Origin of the sequence: Porphyrobacter sp. LM 6, from assembly GCF_001720465.1 — a bacterium.
Classification (GTDB): domain Bacteria; phylum Pseudomonadota; class Alphaproteobacteria; order Sphingomonadales; family Sphingomonadaceae; genus Erythrobacter.
In genome coordinates this window covers 1,147,174-1,165,395 of the sequence record NZ_CP017113.1, presented here as the reverse complement: position 1 = coordinate 1,165,395, position 18,222 = coordinate 1,147,174, and the positions used below count along the sequence as shown (strand labels likewise).

Genomic DNA, 18,222 nt, shown 5'->3' with positions numbered 1-18,222 from the left:
GACAGGCCGCCCAGCCGGCGGCACGGCAGGCGACACAATAACAGAAAGTCCGTTGGGATTAAGCGGATAATCGTAAACGAAACCGAAATACCCGCTTACCCGTAGAATTCGGGGGCGAGCACTTCGGTCGGGATGGTGAACATCGGGTGGAAGCTGTGGGGGGTGCCCGCCAGCCCTGCGTCCAGCGCGCCGGTGCCGAGCGTATCTGATCCGGCATCGCCCTTGACGAGGCTCGCATCATCCTCGCTGATGAGGCTCGCCTCGCCGCTGCTGGGCTGCGGGAACCAGCCTGCCCAGGTCGACGGGCCAAAGCCGTTGGCGGTGAGGTAGTTGATCACCTCCTGCTGCGACTGGTAGTTGGCGTAGCGGATGTTGCCGTCAGCCTCCATGATCGCGCGCAGATAGGCCGTACCGTCGGTCAGCGCGAAGTAGACCTCTTGCAAGCCATCGCGGTCGTAGTCGCTGGCGCCCAGCACGCGGTTGATGTTCTCGATCTGGAGATCGTTCTGGAAGCGGCGCTGGCTGTCGTTGGCGCTGCCTGCAACCACCTGCCCCGAAGCGACCAGCGGGTCGATGTAGATGCCGGCCACGCGCGTCTCGCCCGCCCAGCTGTGATCCGAGAAGTAGACAAGGCCATCGGGGGCGGTGCCGATGGTGGCGAAGCGGCCGATGGTGCGGTTGACGAGGATCTGGTCGATATCGCCATCCCCGTTCACATCCGCCGAACCGATCCGCAGCCACGAGCCGTTCCCGCCCAGCGCATTGCCGTCGAAATCGCGGATCGCGTTCATGGCGCTCTGGTAGACCGAAGGATCGGCAGTGTTGAAGTTGACGCTCACCCCCGTCCCGGGCCGCAGGCGGAGCACCTGATCGTCGAACTGCAGGAACTCGATCGCGGTCAGCGTGTCAGTCCCGTCCGGCCCCACCACCTGGAACACGCCGGTCGAGGTCTGGGTCACCGTGTATTGCGAACGCGTGCCGCGCACCACGGCGGTGTCGACGTTGCCGCCGCCCTCTAGCGTATCGTTGCCGCCAAGGCCGGTCAGCACATTGGCTTCGCTCGATCCGACCAGCCGGTTGGCGATGAAATTACCGGTGGCGTTGAACGCGCCAGTCATGATGACGAGGGTTTCAACCGATGAAACGATTGTCGCGTTCATCCCGAAGACCCGCATCGTGTCGTTGCCGCCGGTCGCGGTCTCGATGATCGAATCGCCGGCATCGTCGATCTCGTAGATATCGTCGCCATCCCCGCCTTCGAGCCGGTCGGCACCCGTGCCGCCAGACAGCAGATCGTTGCCATTGCCGCCGAACAGCCAATCAATACCGGCGTCGCCGTAGAGCTCGTCGGCGCCATCGTCACCGTAAAGATCATCATCCCCGCCGCGCCCGCGCAGCACGTCGTTGCCGGCCAAGCCGATCAGCAGGTTGGCGGCGCCATTGCCAGAAAGACTGTCGTTGAATGCAGAGCCGCCGAGCCCTTCGATTTCGGAAAGGGTGTCGCTTCCGGCACCTGACGTCGCCTGCGCGGTGGTGATCGCCAGATCGACCACGACCCGAGTGACGGCGGTTTCATAGCCGGCAATGTCAAAGCCGGCACCGCCCACCATCACATCGTCGCCCGTGCCGCCGACCAGCCAGTCATCGCCGCCAAGCCCGTAGATCTGGTCGGATCCGCCGCGCCCGTCGATCACGTCAGCGCCGTTCGTGCCGTTGAGCACGTCATTGCCTTCGGTGCCGCGATCCGGAAGGTCGATCGTAACCGTGACGATACCCGATGAGGTGTTGAACCACACCCGCGAACCATCAGCCGAAACCACCAGCTCGGCCCCGCGCTGCAAGGTCAGGAAACTGCCAGCAGGCGATGGTACCGTTGCCACCAGGTTATAGGTGTAGGCATCCAGCACCACGATCGAATTCGAGGCGCGATCCATGAAGTAGAGCAGATCGCCATCGGGGCTGAAGGCCACGCCGGCCGCATTTCCGAGGGTGGGATAGAGCGAGGTCAGATCGGTCAGATAGCCCATCGTGCCGGTGTAAACATGGACCCCGCCGCCGGTGACGATCACGATCCGGTCGTTCGCGGTGTTGCCCGAAGCCGCCTCTATCCCTGCAGCATAGCCGTAGACATTGTTCTGGTAGGTACCGTTGTTACCCATCGATGTACCCGACGGCGAGATGAGGTAATATTCCGCCGAGGACAGGCCGAGCTGGCCAAGCAGCACAGTCGTGGAGCCGGGCATGGTCAGCAGCGATGCCGCCGATCCGAGCCCCGCATAGTAGGAGTTCTGGCTATATGTCAGGCTGCCGTTCGACAGTTCCAGCGTACCCAGCGAGGCCCATCCGCTCCAGCCCGGAAGAATGTTGCGCGAGATCTGCAGCGTGTCCGCATCGCTCCACGCCACATCGGCGAAGGTCCAGTCGGACCCGCGCACGGTGTAAGTGAATTCGCTCGCCCCGAAGGTGTTGAGGTCGACCACATAGATGCTGACATCGGCCGAATTCTCGGTCCACGACTGGAACTGCCGGACGTTCTCGGCCACTTCTTCGATAACCGCGAGACGCGTTCCATCGGGCGATAGCGAAATTGACCCGAGGTTGTTGCCGAGCTGGGTCTGGAACAGCAGCTGGCCCGTCACCGAATCGTGAACCCGCAGCATGCCGCTGTTGGTGGCAACGAAGATCAGCGTACCGTCCGCGCTCAGCGTCCAGTCTTCGTTGCCAGCCGTCGCTATTAGCAGACCACTCATTCTAACATCCCCAAGGTGGCACCTGCCGGGCAGAGCCATTCAACACCGGGATGCAGTCGACCCTGGATCCCCAAAGGGCCAAAGTATCGCTCGCTCCATGGCGGGTCAATGCTGTATTTACTTGATTTTCTGGCACTCCATGAGCCCATGTGCCATTTTGGGTTCACAGCCATGCCAAGGCCTGTGCACTTGCGATGCTGGCACCATCAACCAGATCCCTCGCGTCCATCCCTGACCTGTTCGGCCACTCGCGCTGGGGTATTTGACCCAGCATGGTTGCCAGCGCATCTCGTGTGGCGCACAGTCTGCGGGCCGGACGCGAGGTGGGCGTCCGGCTGAAGGAGCAAGGCTCATGCTGATCCGCGATCTCGGTATCATTCCTGCAAGAAAGACACGCGGGGGAGCAGGTGAGCCTAGCCCCTACGTCAATCTCAGCCGCCGCGCTTTTGTCGGCGGTACGGGCCTGTTCGTGCTCGGCGTCGCGCTGGCGGGCTGTTCAAGCTACGTCGAGCCCGAGATCGATGCCGATGCCTTCAAGCTCAAGGATCCCGGCCCCAGCCCGCTCACCGGCGTGAAGGGCGGGGACGCCACCCCGGCCCTCTGGATCGAAATCGAGCGCGACGGCACGGTCAAGATCACCTGTCACCGCTCGGAAATGGGCCAACAGGTCTGGACCTCGATGGCGCAGATCGTTGCCGACGAACTCGAGGCCGAGTGGGATAAGGTCCGCATCGTGCAGGCGGAAGGGCACGAACGCTATGGCGACCAGAACACCGATGGTTCGCGCTCGGTGCGGTTCAATTTCCATCGCCTGCGGGTGGCCGGCGCAGCGATGCGGCAGATGCTGGTCGCCGCAGCCGCGCTCTACTGGAAACTGCCGGTTGACCAGTGCTCGGCGCAGGGCGGCCTCGTCAGCAACACCCAGAACGACGAGACGCTGTCATACGGCAATCTTGCGGAACTGGCCGGCAAGCTCGAAATTCCGGCCGAAGCCGACATCAAGCTCAAGACCCCTAAGGAATGGCGCTACATCAATGAGGAAATCCCCTCGCTGACAGTGCCGCGCATCGTCAAGGGCGACAGCACTTACGGGATCGACGTGAAGCGTCCGGGCATGGTCTATGCCGTCGTCGCCCGCCCGCCGCAGCTGTTCGGCAAGATCGGCAGTGTAGATGATGCCAAGGCACTCGCGGTTCCCGGAGTACTCAAGACGGTGCGCCTGCCCGATCCCACGCCCCCGGCCCTGTTCCAGCCGCTCGGCGGCGTGGCGGTAGTCGCGCGTGATACCTGGGCTGCGATCGAAGGGCGCCGCGCCCTGGAGATCACCTGGCGCGATGGCCCCAATGCTGGTTACGATTCCGATGTCTTCGCCAAGCAGATGCAGGCCACCGCGCGGCGCAACGGCAAGGTGCGCCGTTCGCGCGGCGATGTCGGCAAGGCGCTGGCCGCGGCGGACAAGCGGATCACGGCGGAATATTATGCCCCCCACCTCAACCAGTCGCCGATGGAGCCACCGAGCGCCACGGCCGAATGGAACGGCGATCTGCTCGAATGCTGGGCCTGCGTACAAGACCCGCAAAGCACCCGCGATACGCTCGCCGGGGCGCTCGGGATCGACAAGACCAAGATCAAGGTCACGCCCACCTGGCTGGGCGGTGCCTTCGGGCGCAAATCGAAGCCCGATTTCGTTCTGGAGGCCGCGTTGATCGCCCGCGAGGTGGGCAAGCCGGTCAAGGTCACCTGGACGCGCGAGGACGACATCCAGCACGGCTATTACCATTCGGCCAGCGCGCAATATTGCGAGGCGGGGCTCGACAAGAACGGCAAATGCACCGCGTGGCTGCACCGCACGGTCTTCCCGCCGATCAGCTCGACCTTTGACCATACGGTATCCGAGCCGAGCGATGGCGAGATGGGTCTGGGTGCGACCGACCTTCCCTTTGCCATGCCCAACCTGCAGATCGAATCCGGCAATGCCAAGGGGCACGTGCGGATCGGCTGGCTGCGTTCCGTTTCCAATATCTACCACGTGTTTGCGGCGCAGAGCTTTGCGGCTGAACTGGCCCACGCCGCTGGCCGCGATCAGAAGGACTATCTGCTCGAACTGATCGGCGCAGCCCGTCTGGTCGACCCCAATGCCGAGGGCGCGAAATACGACAACTATGGTGCCTCGCTCGAGGAATACCCGATCGACACCGGGCGCTTGCGGACGGTGGTGGAAAAGGCCGCTGCAATGGCCCGATGGGGCCGCAAACTGCCCAAGGGTCGCGGCCTCGGCATCGCGGTTCACCGTTCATTCCTGAGCTATATCGCCACGGTCGTCGAAGTGGCAGTGCGTGCTGACGGGACGATCAGCATTCCCGGCGTGTGGCTGGCGGTCGATGCCGGCACCGTGATCAATCCGCGCCACGTGCGCGCGCAGATGGAAGGCGGCACGATCTACGGATTGTCGAACGCGCTCTATGGCGCGATCACCGCCAAGAACGGGGCGATCGTGCAGGACAACTTCCCCAGCTGGCGGCTGCTGCGGATGAACGAGGCGCCGCGCGAGTTCGAGGTCGAAATCATCGCGTCCAATGCGGTCCCCGGCGGCGTGGGCGAACCTGCGACCCCGCCCGCCGCCCCCGCGCTCGCCAATGCGATTTTCGCGGCGACCGGGCACCGCCTGCGCAGCCTTCCGCTGATCGGGCCGGAGGGCAGCAAGCTCAAACTGCCTGCCAAAAAGACCGCGTAGGACGAGGAGACGAACATGGCCATTACCCTGACAATCAACGGGAAATCCACGAACGTCGATGCCGCACCGGGCACCCCGCTGCTTTGGGTGCTGCGCGATCATCTGGGGATGACCGGCACCAAATTCGGCTGCGGTGTCGCCCAGTGCGGGGCTTGCACGGTGCACGTCGATGGCGAGCCGACGCGAGCTTGCATCACACCGCACGACGCCCTCGAAGGCGCCGAGATCACCACCATCGAAGGCGTGGCCGGCGATGCTGCGGAAGCCATTCGCGAGGCATGGATCGCCAATGACGTCCCCCAGTGCGGCTATTGCCAATCGGGCCAGATTATGGCGGCGGCAGCGCTTCTGCGCGACAACCCTTCGCCCGATGATGCCGCGATCGATGAGGCGATGAGCGGCAACCTGTGCCGCTGCGCGACCTACATGAGCATCCGCCGCGCGATCAAGGAAGCCGCCGCCTCGCTCTGATCGCGCGGGGCTGCTCTTATTCGACGTAGCCCCGGATAAAGGCGATTTGCGACGCGGTGAAGGCGTGCGCGAGCGGATTGTCGTCCATGTCGAAAGCGTGGATCCCGCCGTCCACCTCGTCATAGCTGACCGCCACACCCGCCTCGCCAAGACGGCGCGCATAGGCCCGCACTTCATCAAGAAAGAGATCGCAGGTTCCCACCCCGACCCATGCCGGGGGTAATCCGGACAGATCGGCTCGCCTTGCGCCAACCGCGTAGGTCAGCGCCGCCGGATCGGCCGTGTTGCCGAGATAGGCAGGCCAGGCGAAGCGGTTGTTGCCATTGCTCCAGATCGAGTGGCGCGGCGCATCAAGCTCGCGGCGCTGCGCGGTGCGATCATCGAGCATCGGATAGATCAGCAACTGGGCGGCAGGTTGCTGCCCGCCTTCATCATGCAACCGGTGCACAAGATTGGCCGCCAGCCCTCCGCCCGCGCTGTAACCGCCGACCACGATCTTCGCCGGGTCGATCCCCAGCGCATCGGCGCGGGCGAGCACGCGGTGCCATGCAGCGTGTCCATCATCGAGTGCCGCAGGAAACGGGTTCTGCGGCGCCAACCGGTAGGCCGGACAAATGACCGGCACGCCCAGCGCCTTGGCGAACAGCGCGGCCTTGGGCAGGGTATCCTCGGGCCGTCCGAACACGAAGCCGCCACCGTGAAACAGGATCAGCGCGCCTGCACCCTTCCGCTCATCAGGCGTGACAATCGCCATCCGCTGCCCGCGCGCATCGTCCCACGTCAGGCTGACACCCGAAGGATCGAACGGCGGGCGCAGAAAGCGCCCCACCACCCGCAGCAGCCGGTAGGTGAAACGGTTGACCACCAGCTTGCCGAGCTTCTTGTCCAGCGCGGCAAGTTCGGGCGCGATGGGCGGCGGATTGGCGGAGCTGTGCGGCGGATCGGCTAGTGGAATGCGGCCCGGGCCGGTCGATGCGCTAATCGTCATGGGAAGCCTTTCTGCCGCTTGCCATGCATCGTAGACGCGGCGGCATCCGAGCCGCAAGCTAGCGATGATGCCAAGTCCTGCCTTGTCCGCTCGCGCAAATTGCACAGGTCTCTTGCCAAGCCGCATCGGCTAGGCAGAAGCGGCTTATCGGCAGCAGGCACAATCAGGGGAACGGGCTATGACCCAGAAATACACTTCGGACCTTGCGCTCTTCATCAATGGCGTATGGCGCAGCGGCGAGGGGCGCGAGACCCGGCCGGTGCTCAACCCGGCGCTGGGCGCAGGCATTGCCGATCTTCCGGTAGCGACCGCGGCCGATCTCGAAGAAGCGCTCGCCGCAGCCGAGCAGGGCTTCAAGGCGTGGCGCGCGGTCGATGTCGACACGCGCGCGGGCATTCTGCGCAAGGCCGCCGATCTCCTGCGCGAGCGGGCCGAGACGATTGCCGTGCTGCTCACCACCGAACAGGGCAAGCCGAAGGCCGAGGCGCTGGGCGAGGTCATGGGATCGGCCTCGATGTTCGATTTCTACGCCGAGGAGGCCAAGCGCGCCTATGGCCGGGTGCTGGTGCGCCCAACCGGACAGCGCGCGATGGTGATCAAGCAGCCGGTCGGCCCGGTGGCGGTGTTCACGCCTTGGAACTTCCCGGTCTACATGCTTGCCAAGAAGCTCGCGCCGGCGCTGGCAGCGGGTTGTTCGGTGATCGCCAAGCCAGCCGAGGAATGCCCGGCTTCCACCTCGGCGCTGATCCGCTGCCTCGCCGATGCCGGGGTGCCTGCCAATGTCGCGCAGATGGTCTATGGTGATCCCGACTTTATCAGCCGTACGCTGATCGCCTCTCCGGTGATCCGCAAGGTCAGCTTCACCGGATCAACTGCGGTCGGCAAGCATCTGATGCGGCTTGCAGCGGACGGGGTGAAGCGGATCACCATGGAGCTGGGCGGCCATGCTCCGGTGCTGGTGTTCGACGATGTCGATCTCGCCAGGGTGCTCGATGTGCTGGTGCCCCAGAAGTTCCGCAATGCCGGACAGGTCTGCGTCTCGCCGACGCGCTTCTATGTGCAGGAGGGAATCTACGACGCCTTCCTCAAGGGCTTTGCCGAGCGCACCGCAGCACTCAAGGTCGGCAATGGTCTCGAGGCCGGTGTGCAGATGGGGCCTCTCGCCAATCCGCGCCGTCCGGCAGCGCTCGCCGGCCTGATCGGCGATGCCGCCGCGCGGGGCGGGAAGCTGCTGGTGGGCGGCGAAGCCTATGGCGACGGGTTCTTCTTCCAGCCCACGCTGATCGCCGATGTGCCGAACGATGCCGAGATCATGAACACCGAGCCCTTCGGCCCGGTCGCGGTGACGCGTCCTTTCGTCACGCTCGACGATGCCATCGGCGAGGCCAATCGCCTGCCCTTCGGCCTTGCTGCCTTTGCCTTCACCAATAATCTGCGCACCGCAAATCTGGCGGGCGATGCGATCGAGGCGGGGATGGTGGGGATCAACAGCTTCGCCATCTCGGTCGCGGATGCGCCGTTCGGCGGGGTCAAGCATTCAGGCTTCGGCAGCGAAGGCGGCTCTGAAGGCCTCGATAGCTACATGGTGACCAAGGCCATCCATCAGGCCTGATAAAGGCGGGGCCTGAAGACCGGGCTGCCGATTGTGCAGCCGCGACCTTCAGGCCCGCATCCGGATCAGAATTCGATGCTGAATTCCACCCCGCCTTCGCGGTTGGCACTCACCACGCCGAAATAGAACACACCGGCATCCAGCGTGTTGGTCAGGCGGTTGCCCTTGTTAAGCAGATCGCGGCCGTAGACTGCAATCCGCATCCGCTTGAAGGTGTCGCCCGTGTGAAGGAACGCGAGCGAGGCATCGAGCGTGGTGTGCGCCGCGATCGTATCACGGTTGCGCCCGGTCGGGTCGCGCCGCGGCGAGGTGAAGAAGTCGTCCAGATAGGCAAGGTTGGCATTGAAGTTGATGCTGTTGCGATCATCCAACTGCTTGTCGTAATCCATCCCGACATTGCCGGTCCACTTCGGCGCGCGGCGGAAATTGGCGACGTTAGTAATGTCGATGAACTGGCCCGGGACGGCAAGGTTGGGGATCAGGAAGTCCTTGTACTTGGCCGAGAGATAGGCCCCCGCTGCCCGGAAGGTGAGTTCCGATGTCGGGCGCGCGATCCACTCCAGTTCGATCCCCTTGGTCTGCGCGTTCGCCGCGTTGTCGACGATGGTTTCGGTCCCGCCGCCCACGGCAGGGCGGATGATCTCTTCCTGCTTGTCGTCGTAATTGACGAGGAAGGCAGCGAGATTGACCTGCATCTTGCCGTCGGCAAATTCGGTCTTGGCGCCGATTTCGTAGCTGTCGACGGTTTCGGGATTGTAGGGCCCGATCGCCGCAGCCGTGGTCGCCCGGCCATTCCAGCCGCCCGAACGGAAGCCACGCGACCAGCTACCATAGAGCATCGTATCGTCAGTCGGCTTCCAGTCGAGAATGACGCGCCAGGTCGGATCGCGCCAGGTTTCCTTGCCTTGCCCGGTAAAGGGCACGGCAAGCGTCTGGTTGAGCGCGAACTCCTTGGTCTCGATGGTGTAGCGACCGCCGGCGGTCAGACGAACATTGTCGCTGAGCTTGAAGATGCTTTCGGCAAACACCGCGAAGGAATCGAGCTCCTGCGATGCGGTTGCGCCCTGGATCGGCACGTTGATGAAGGTCGGCGCCGGCACTGCAGGCGGGAACAGCGGCACCGCAAGCCAGGCGAGGCCCGCCCGCGATCCGTTGAACTCACCGGGCCGGATCGAATATTTGGTGTTAAGGTAATAGACCCCGGCTACGATATCCATCCAGTCGGTGATGTCGCCGGCGACACGGATTTCCTGGCTGAACTGCTCGTAATCCTGATCGCGCGCGGCCACGAACAGCGGCACGCCCTGCCCCGGCACGCCGGTATAGGAGACCGGCGGCGTCCCGGTGTTTTCCTCGGTCAACTGGTCGTTCGACTTGCGCCATCCGGTGATCGCGGTGACGTTAAAGCCGCCGACCTTGCCGTTCAGTTCGAGCGATGCGGCCCAGCCTTCGAAGAAGCTTTCGAACGGAATACTGGTGTTGGCGAGGCGGAAGTTCTCCGTCGCCTGTCGCACCGAACCCTGCGTGTCACAGCCCAGATCGCCAAGGCCGACCGCGAGCGTATAGTCGCAGATGTTCCCGCCCGCCCCGAAGGCCAGACCCGACGCCCGCGTCAGGTTGATCGCGGTCGGATAGCGCGAACGATCCTTGTTGTAGGCAACTGTCCCGAGCGCGGTGAAATCGCCGACCTCCAGGAGGGCCGTGGCGCTGAGGTTGTAGATGTCGCGGCCGTCTTCACGCTCGTTGGTGTAGCGGTTGATGGTCGGCGAATCCGAGGTGCGGCGCAGGCCCGCAAGCTTGATCGACAGCGCATCGGCGATCTGGGGCAGGTTGAGCACGCCTTCGAGGTCGAGCGAATTGAAGCTGCCGTAGCGGGCCTTGAACTTGCCGCCGAGCTCGCCCGTCGGGCGCGTGTGGCGCACGCTGATCGTGCCACCAATGGTGTTGCGGCCAAACAAGGTGCCCTGCGGACCGCGCAGAACTTCGATCGATTCCAGATCGTCGAAGTCGATATTGGCGCCGGTGTTGGTGCCAAGGAACACCCCGTCGATCACCACCCCGATCGCCGGATCGAAGCTCTTTTCAAGGTCGGCAAAGCTGATCCCGCGGATCGATGCGCCCAGCGCTTGCCCGGCAAAGTTGATGCGGCTCAGCTGCACGTTGGGCAGCAGGCGTTGCAGGCTGTTGACGTCAGTGATGACGATCTTCTCGACCGATTCCGCGGCGACCGCGCTGATCGCGATCGGGGTGTCCTGCAAGGTTTCCGTGCGGAAGCGGGCAGTCACCACGATTTCCTTGATGGAATCGTCGGCATTGCCGGGATCCTGCGCAGCATCTTCGGACTGCGCGAAAGCCGTGGTGGCGGTCAGCGCCGTGCCCAGCAGGGCCGCCCGATAGATAGCCACGCGCGCGCTCTTGAAAAACGTCATGCCACTCTCCCCCTGTTGAACCTTCGTTGTGCTTACCGCAGCGGCATGGTTCGGACCGCAGCAGCCATTATTGCAATTAGTGCATCGCATTTCACTGGGACCCGCAACTGATCAAAATGAGCGTGAGATCGGGACAGGTGTCATACCGTTACGGAATGCATGACTCGAGGCAGCTTGGCTGGTGCCTTGCCTGATATTTCTGGGGGCGGCTTCTGGCGGCCTGATTGCTATAACTGCAATCCGAACGTTCTCCCGCTTCGTCGAACAAGAGGCTGCCGTCATGAATGCACCGGGCAAGATCGCTGCACCCCAGGGCACCGATCCCTATGGCCACCCCGGCTTTGATCCGGTGCACGAGGAGCTGTGCGGCGTGCCGCTGACGATCGAGGGGAACTTGCCAGCCGAGCTCGACGGGGTGTTCCTGCGCAACGGCACCAATGCGCGGTTCGCACCGCGTCGCCGCCGCCACATGTTCGATGGCGAGGCGATGCTTCACATGATCGAATTGCGCGGGGGCGAGGCGCGCTATTCCAACACCTATGTCCGCACTCCGCGCACCGCGTGGATCGAACAGGCCGGGCGCAACCCCTTCATGGGGATTGCCGATCTCACCAGCGGCGGCAAGGGCGCGCTTGCGGGCCTGATGCTGGAACGATTGAAGACGCGGCTGGGCCTGCTCCCACGCATGAACCCGATCGAGGCGGGCAGCAATGGCACCGCCGTGCTCCATCATGACGACCAGCTCTACTGCTTGCAGGAAACCGCCCTGCCCTTCCGGCTCGATGTGAAGCGCGATGCGCAGGGCTGGCTGGCGCTCGACGGGCGCGGCATCAACGAGACCTTCGGCGGCGCGCTCGACTGCCCGTTCAGTGCCCATCCCAAGACTGATGGCGCATCAGGCACGGTCTATTCGATCGGGCAGGATTTCACTTCCGGCACGACACACCTGACCAGGCTCGGCTGCGGCGGCACCATCGCGACAAGCACGGTGATGAAGGACAAGCCCGCAGCCTTCTTCATTCACGACTACATCCTGACCGATACGCACATCATCTTCCCCGACAGCTCGCTGCGCTTCAATCCGGCGGGCCTTGCGGGGCCGGACGGCAGCGTTGCCAGCTTCGATGCCGCCAGACCCCTGCGCTTCGGCATGATCACGCGCGACCACCGCGACGGCGATCCGGTGCGCTGGTTCGACACCGCCTTGCCGGGACACATCTGGCACATTGCCAACGGCTGGGAAGCCGATGGGGCGGTCCACGTCTACGCCCCGGTGTTTCGCGATTATCCGCCGTTCATGCCGATCCACACGCCGGCTGAACCCCATTCGCAATTCGTCCACTGGCGCCTCGATCTGGCAAGCGGCGCGGTGACGGAGCGCGTGCTGCTTGATCATCACTACGAGCGTCCGGGCATCGACTGGCGGCACCATGGCCAGCCAACACGCTTCACCTGGCTGCTGGACGAAAGCGACGGGGTGATGGGCAAGGGCGTGCTGAAGTACGACATCTTCGCCGAGGAGGAAGCGGGCTATCTCGATTACGCCGGGCTGCTCGGCGGCGAACCGGTGTTCGTACCGCGCGCCGATGCCAGTTCGGAAGATGACGGGTGGCTGATCGACCTGCTCGCCGATGGCACGCGCGCTGTGCTGATTGTGGCCGATGCCGCCACCATGACCGAGCAATGCCGCATCCCGCTGCCCCTGCCCGTGCCCTTCGGGGTGCATGCGCTGTGGCTCGACCGCGCCGCGACGGACGCCCTGATCGCGACCTGACCTGCCCCTCATAATGCTAGCAGAAGGCCTGCCCGCCCTGTGGCAGCTTCCGGCGAAACCGAAAGAGCCCGCACCATGACCCAGCCGTTCTTCAACCACCCCTACCTTTCCGGCCATCACGAGCCCGTGCGCTTCGAAGCGACCGCGCCCGATCTGATCGTCGATGGTGAACTGCCCGATGATCTGGCCGGCGTGTTCTACCGCAACGGACCAGAGCCGCTCTATCCCACCCGCGAGGGCGATTATCACTGGTTCGATGGTGACGGCATGGTCTACGCCATGCACTTCCAGAACGGTCGCGTGTCTTTACGCAACCGCTGGGTTCGGACCGAGAAGTTCGAGCTGGAAAAGGCTGCCGGTCGACGCCTGTTCGGGATGTTCGGCAACCCGATGACCGCCGATCCTTCGGTGCAGGGCAAGCACTACAACACCGGCAACACCAACATCATCCTGCACGGCGGCAAGCTGCTGGCGCTGATGGAGGGATCCCAGCCGGTGGCGATGGACCCGTTCGAGCTGTCGACCCTCGGCGTGCATGATTACGACGGCACCATCGCCTCGACCTTCTCGGCTCACCCCAAGATCGACTATGCCACGGGCGAGCTGGTCAACATCGGCGCGAACATCAACGGCTGGACCGGCGAAGCGGCGCTGCAATATACGATCACGACGGCGGAAGGCGTTGTGCGCCACGCGGTGACGCTGCCGATCCCGCACTTCGCGCTGATCCACACCTTCTTCCTGACCGAAAACTGGGTGGTGATCCCGGTGGTGCCGCTGGATACCGATATCCAGCGCGGGATGCGCGGCGGGCCGATGACCGCGTGGAACACCGGCCGCCCGACCAAGCTCGCGATCCTCCCGCGTGAAGGCACGGCGGATGACGTGCGCTGGTTCGAATTCGATCCGCGTCACATGTTCCACGAATGCAACGCGTGGGAGGAAGACGGCAAGATCATCGCCGATGTCGCCGCCGCCAATGGCACCGCGCTGTTCCCCGATCAGGACGGCAACTGGCTGACCCATGCCGAAACCAAGATGAGCTTGCGCCGCTGGACCATCGACATCGCCGGGGCGAGCATGAAGGAGGAAACCCTCAACGATCGCGACATCCAGTTCCCGCGCCCCGATGACCGGTTGATGGCACGCAAGACCCGCCACGCCTATGGCAATATGAACCTCTATTCGGTCGATGGCCGGGTCGACGGGATGGACGCCGTGCTGCATTTCGACACCGAGAGCGGCAAAGAGGATTACTACCACTTCGGCCCCGGTTCGGCCGCAGGCGAGCTGGTGTTCGCCCCGCGCGTCGGCGCGACGCATGAGGCGGATGGCTACGCGATGAGCCTCGTGCACCGGGCCAATTCACCCACCAGCGAACTGGCGATCTTCGCCGCAACGGACATCGCTGCCGGGCCGATCGCGACGGTGCGCATCCCGTTCCGTGTGCCCTCGGGCTTCCACTGCAACTACTACTCGGCCGACAATCCGTTCTATCTCGCAGCGGCCAACGGCGGTTGAGCAGGAGCCTCATCGGGCAGGCCGGGCCGGTGCAGCACCAGCGCCGAGAGGCCAAGCCAAGCGGTGAACATGATCAGGTAGGGCCAGCGGCGCGGCCATAGCCGGACGACCAGCAGGGTCGCCGCGGCTGTGCCGGCCAAGGCTGCCAATTCCCAGACCGCCAGTGTTGCACCTGCCTCACTGAACGCCGAGCGGATCGCTGCGCTCGCCCATTGGGCGGGCAGCAGAGCCAGCAGCCAATCGGGCAGCGCCCCCGGCTGGGCCCAGGCGACGAACAGCATCGCGCCTTCCCCGCCAACCACCGCCACCGCAATCCACCAGCCTCTGCCTTGTGCACTGCGGGCAAACAGGGCGCCGCGGGCCGCAAAGCTGATGCTGGCGAGAAGGAAAGCAAGGCCCAGCGAGGCCGGATCGGGAAATCCCGCTTGACCGCTTGCCGACGCCAGCGTGGCAAGCCCCACCCCGCACACAAGCGCCAGCGCGAGACCGATCAGCAAGCGCCCCGCCGCCGCAGCGCCGATCATCCCGGCCCCCATCATGCCGACCGCCAGTATCGCGCCCATGGGAGCGATCGGCCGTCCTTCCGCCGGGGCACCCGCCATCGCAAGCAGCAGAAGCGCAGGCGCTGCCAGCCCCGCCACGGCAACGCTCGTCCAGGCCAGAAACGGTCGATGCGGCGACTGTATGCTGAAGGCGGATGTCATCGACACACCTCTGGTGGAAGCGCTGCCCAAAGTCGAGCGGCGTCTCAATCGGCGCCAAGTCTAGCCCGTTCAAACCCACTTGCTTGACCCATTCGCGCGAATCACTTACCTGCATAGCTGCACATCTGCGAGTGTTCGCAGATATGAGGAGATGCCATGCCCAGCCGGGTTATCGTGTCGCGCGAGCTCGCCGAGCTTTTCAAGCTTTTGGCCCATGCCGATCGTCTGCGCCTGATTGAAGAGCTCCGGCTCGGCGAAAAGGATGTCAGCGGCCTCGCATCTTCGCTCGATCTGCCTGCCACCCGCGTTTCGCAGCACCTCGCCGCACTGCGCGCCCAACGCCTCGTCGAAGAGCGACGTGACGGGCGCAATCACTTCTACCGGCTCACGCACCCGCACCTCGCTGCCTGGATCGTCGACGCGCTTCAGTTCGTCGATATCCGCAACCGCCTGAGTGAAGCCGAACACATCGATAGCGTGCGCGCAATGTGGAGCGCGCCAAACCCTAACTCGTCCCACTGAAAGGATCTCTGCACATGTCTCGCTTTGCCCTTGGAGTTATCAAGTTCCAGCGCGAGGTTTTTCCTGAAAAGCAGGAACTGTTCGAACGCTTGAGCACGGGGCAAAGCCCCGAAGCGCTGTTCATCACTTGCTCCGACAGCCGTATCGAGACTGCGATGATCACCCAGACCGATCCGGGCGAGCTGTTCATCTGCCGGAACGCGGGCAACATCGTCCCGCCGCACACCAACCAGACCGGCGGCATGACCGCGTCGATCGAATTCGCCATCGGCGCCTTGCAGATCCCGCACATCGTCGTGTGCGGCCACACCGAATGCGGCGCGATGAAGGGCGCGATGAACCGCGAAGGTCTGACCAACCTGCCGCACGTGCGCGAATGGCTCGGATTTTCGCAAGGAGCCGTCGATATCGTCGAAACACTTGGCGCCGGGCTCGACCCGGAGGCTAAGATGCGGATGCTGTTGGAGCAGAACGTGATGCTGCAACTCCAGCACCTCAAGACCCATCCAACCGTGGCCGTCGCGCTCGCACAGGGGGCCGTCAAGCTGCATGGCTGGGTGTACGACATCAAGACGGGAGAGGTGTCCGCCTACGACGAAACAATCGGTCGCTGGGTTCCGGTCGAAGAACGCTATGCGACCGAGCTCGCATCGGCCGCAATCTCAAAGCACGCCTGCTGACCGGCCAGCACCAATCAGCGCTTCCGCTTTCGAACATCCTCTCCCCGGAGCCCCTTGCAATGAAACCCCCGAGTGCCACGACAATGACGACCGCCATCATCGGGCGGGATTTCCTGGCATCCATCGTGGTCTTCCTGGTCGCCTTGCCACTCTGCATGGGGATCGCGATCGCTTCCGGTGCACCGCCAGCTCTCGGCCTGATCACCGGCATCGTCGGCGGCCTGGTGGTTGGCAGCCTGGCGGGCTCCCCCTTGCAGGTGAGCGGGCCGGCTGCAGGGATGGCCGTGCTGGTTTATCAGTTGGTGCAGGATCACGGGCTGATCATGCTCGGCGTGGTGGGGCTCATCGCAGGTGCGCTGCAATTGCTCGCCGGTGTGTTCAAGCTGGGCCAATGGTTCCGGGCGATCTCGCCCTCGGTGATCCACGGGATGCTGGCGGGGATCGGGGTTCTGATCTTCGCCTCTCAGCTCCACGTCATGCTTGATGATGCTCCGCGCGCCAGCGGCCTGTTGAATATCGCCGCGATTCCGGAGGCTTTTGTGAAGGTGTTTCCGGCAGATGGATCGGTGCACCATCTTGCCGCGATGGCAGGTGTCATCACCATCCTCACGATCGTGCTTTGGAACCAGTTCAAGCCCAAGATGCTGGCGCTCATCCCCGGTCCGCTTCTCGGGGTGATCGTTGGCACGGTGTTCGCCATTACATTCAGTTTGCCGATCACGCTGGTCGGACTGCCCGCGACCCTGACCAGCGGGCTGAACATTCCTACCGCCGAGGCATTGGCCGGGTTCACCGATCCCGACATCCTCAAGCTCGGCCTCGTCTTTGCCTTCGTTGCCAGTGCCGAAACGCTGCTGTGCGCAACTGCCGTGGACAAGATGCACATTGGCGCGCGCACCGACTACGACAAGGAACTTCGCGCGCAGGGCATCGGCAACATGATCTGCGGGGGCCTTGGCGCGCTGCCGATGACCGGAGTGATTGTGCGCTCGTCCGCCAATGTCGATGCCGGTGCGACCACGCGCCTCTCGGCGATCCTGCACGGGGCATGGCTGCTGCTGGCCGTTGCGGCCTTCCCGTTCATTCTCAACGAAATCCCGACTTCGGTGCTGGCGGCGATCCTCGTCTATACCGGCTACAAGCTCGTCAATGTCGCGCAGATCCGCAAAATCGCCGAATTCGGCAGGCAGGAGCTGGCCATCTACTTCGCAACCCTCATTGGCGTGGTGGCGATTGACCTTCTCACCGGTGTCATCGCCGGCTTCGCTTTGGCAACTCTAAAGCTGGTTTACACCTTCTCGCACCTCGACATCCGGCGCGAGCATGACACCGAAGCCAACAGGATCGATCTGTGGATGACCGGTTCGGCCACGTTCTTCTCGATCCCCCAACTGGGGCAAGCATTGGAAAGCTCGCCGTTCGGATCGGAAGTCCACATCCATGTCGAAAAGCTCGACTATATCGACCACGCCTGCCTTGAGATGCTGTCTTCTTGGGAGAAGCTGCATCAGAGCACGGGCGGCAGTCTGATCGTCGAGTGGAGCGAACTGGTCGAACGGTATGGGCGGCGATCGGAAGATCCCACCAAGACTGCGATCCCAAATCTCATGATCCGGCCGGCGGCCTGACACGCAAGGTTGGGCGCGGGAAGGCCGGCAGGATCAGATTTCCATATCTGCTGCTTTTGCCTGCCAAAGCAACTTGGCCTGCTCGATATCCTTCGGACTTGCCCGTCCGAGGCGATGGGCGATGAAATCGATCCCTTCAATCAGCCATAGGGCAAACTCCGGCTGGGTCAGGCGATAGACTCGTGCCTGACCCTTCGCCTCGGTCTCGACCAGTCCGATTGCGCGCAGCACACTCAGGTGCTGCGATGCGCGGGTCGGTGTCATTTCGAGCAATTCGGCAAGCTCGTTGACCGACAAGTCGCCCGCCTGCAATTTTAGCAGCAGCCGAATACGATCAGCGTTCGATATCTGTCGCAGCATATGCGCCAGCTCATGGGCGACAATCTTCCGGCTCGGCATCTTTTTTCTC

Annotated in this window: 13 protein-coding genes; 8 read left to right on the top strand and 5 right to left on the bottom strand. The window is 63.8% G+C overall.

Annotated features, from left to right (window positions below; all coding sequences use genetic code 11):
* Positions 1-95: 95 nt before the first annotated feature.
* Positions 96-2,750 (bottom strand): calcium-binding protein, encoded by a 2,655-nt coding sequence (locus BG023_RS05605; protein WP_069309578.1) that lies wholly within the window; start codon positions 2,748-2,750, stop codon positions 96-98.
* Positions 2,751-3,102: 352 nt separating this feature from the next.
* Between BG023_RS05605 and BG023_RS05600 the strand changes: the two genes are divergently transcribed.
* A complete protein-coding gene (locus BG023_RS05600; protein ID WP_083234573.1) occupies positions 3,103-5,484 on the top strand; it encodes a xanthine dehydrogenase family protein molybdopterin-binding subunit in 2,382 nt (793 codons plus the stop codon).
* 15 nt (positions 5,485-5,499) lie between these two features.
* Positions 5,500-5,955 (top strand): (2Fe-2S)-binding protein, encoded by a 456-nt coding sequence (locus BG023_RS05595; RefSeq protein ID WP_069309577.1) that lies wholly within the window; start codon positions 5,500-5,502, stop codon positions 5,953-5,955.
* A gap of 16 nt (positions 5,956-5,971) precedes the next feature.
* Here the strand turns inward: BG023_RS05595 and BG023_RS05590 are convergent, their stop codons facing one another.
* Positions 5,972-6,943, bottom strand: coding sequence for an alpha/beta hydrolase (locus BG023_RS05590; protein ID WP_190315821.1), 972 nt, complete (start codon positions 6,941-6,943; stop codon positions 5,972-5,974).
* Between the two features lie 178 nt (positions 6,944-7,121).
* Between BG023_RS05590 and BG023_RS05585 the strand changes: the two genes are divergently transcribed.
* Entirely contained in the window at positions 7,122-8,555 is a 1,434-nt protein-coding gene (locus BG023_RS05585) for an NAD-dependent succinate-semialdehyde dehydrogenase (protein WP_069309576.1), read from the top strand.
* A 65-nt stretch (positions 8,556-8,620) separates the two neighbouring features.
* On the opposite strand, the gene BG023_RS05580 is transcribed toward BG023_RS05585, so the two are convergent.
* Positions 8,621-10,984, bottom strand: coding sequence for a TonB-dependent receptor (locus tag BG023_RS05580; RefSeq protein ID WP_069309575.1), 2,364 nt, complete (start codon positions 10,982-10,984; stop codon positions 8,621-8,623).
* A 280-nt stretch (positions 10,985-11,264) separates the two neighbouring features.
* Between BG023_RS05580 and BG023_RS05575 the strand changes: the two genes are divergently transcribed.
* A complete protein-coding gene (locus BG023_RS05575) occupies positions 11,265-12,758 on the top strand; it encodes a carotenoid oxygenase family protein (RefSeq protein ID WP_069309574.1) in 1,494 nt (497 codons plus the stop codon).
* Positions 12,759-12,833: 75 nt separating this feature from the next.
* Positions 12,834-14,279 carry a carotenoid oxygenase family protein gene (locus tag BG023_RS05570; RefSeq protein WP_069311157.1) on the top strand — a complete coding sequence of 482 codons (1,446 nt, stop codon included), beginning with the start codon at positions 12,834-12,836 and terminating at the stop codon, positions 14,277-14,279.
* On the opposite strand, the gene BG023_RS05565 is transcribed toward BG023_RS05570, so the two are convergent.
* The gene (locus BG023_RS05565) at positions 14,252-14,983 is read right to left on the bottom strand and encodes a hypothetical protein (RefSeq protein WP_069309573.1); all 732 of its coding nucleotides are present in this window, start codon (positions 14,981-14,983) and stop codon (positions 14,252-14,254) included. The two genes, BG023_RS05570 and BG023_RS05565, sit on opposite strands and share 28 nt — an antisense overlap.
* 156 nt (positions 14,984-15,139) lie before the next feature.
* Between BG023_RS05565 and BG023_RS05560 the strand changes: the two genes are divergently transcribed.
* The 3 genes from BG023_RS05560 to BG023_RS05550 all read left to right on the top strand — a co-directional run bounded on the left by BG023_RS05560 (position 15,140) and on the right by BG023_RS05550 (position 17,813).
* Positions 15,140-15,505 (top strand): ArsR/SmtB family transcription factor, encoded by a 366-nt coding sequence (locus BG023_RS05560; protein ID WP_069309572.1) that lies wholly within the window; start codon positions 15,140-15,142, stop codon positions 15,503-15,505.
* Between the two features lie 14 nt (positions 15,506-15,519).
* Entirely contained in the window at positions 15,520-16,185 is a 666-nt protein-coding gene (locus BG023_RS05555) for a carbonic anhydrase (RefSeq protein WP_069309571.1), read from the top strand.
* Between the two features lie 83 nt (positions 16,186-16,268).
* Complete coding sequence (locus tag BG023_RS05550) at positions 16,269-17,813, top strand: SulP family inorganic anion transporter (RefSeq protein WP_069309570.1); 1,545 nt, start codon at positions 16,269-16,271, stop codon at positions 17,811-17,813.
* A gap of 33 nt (positions 17,814-17,846) precedes the next feature.
* Here BG023_RS05550 and BG023_RS05545 read toward each other — a convergent pair whose 3' ends face one another.
* Positions 17,847-18,212 (bottom strand): ArsR/SmtB family transcription factor, encoded by a 366-nt coding sequence (locus BG023_RS05545; RefSeq protein WP_069309569.1) that lies wholly within the window; start codon positions 18,210-18,212, stop codon positions 17,847-17,849.
* Positions 18,213-18,222 lie beyond the last annotated feature (10 nt).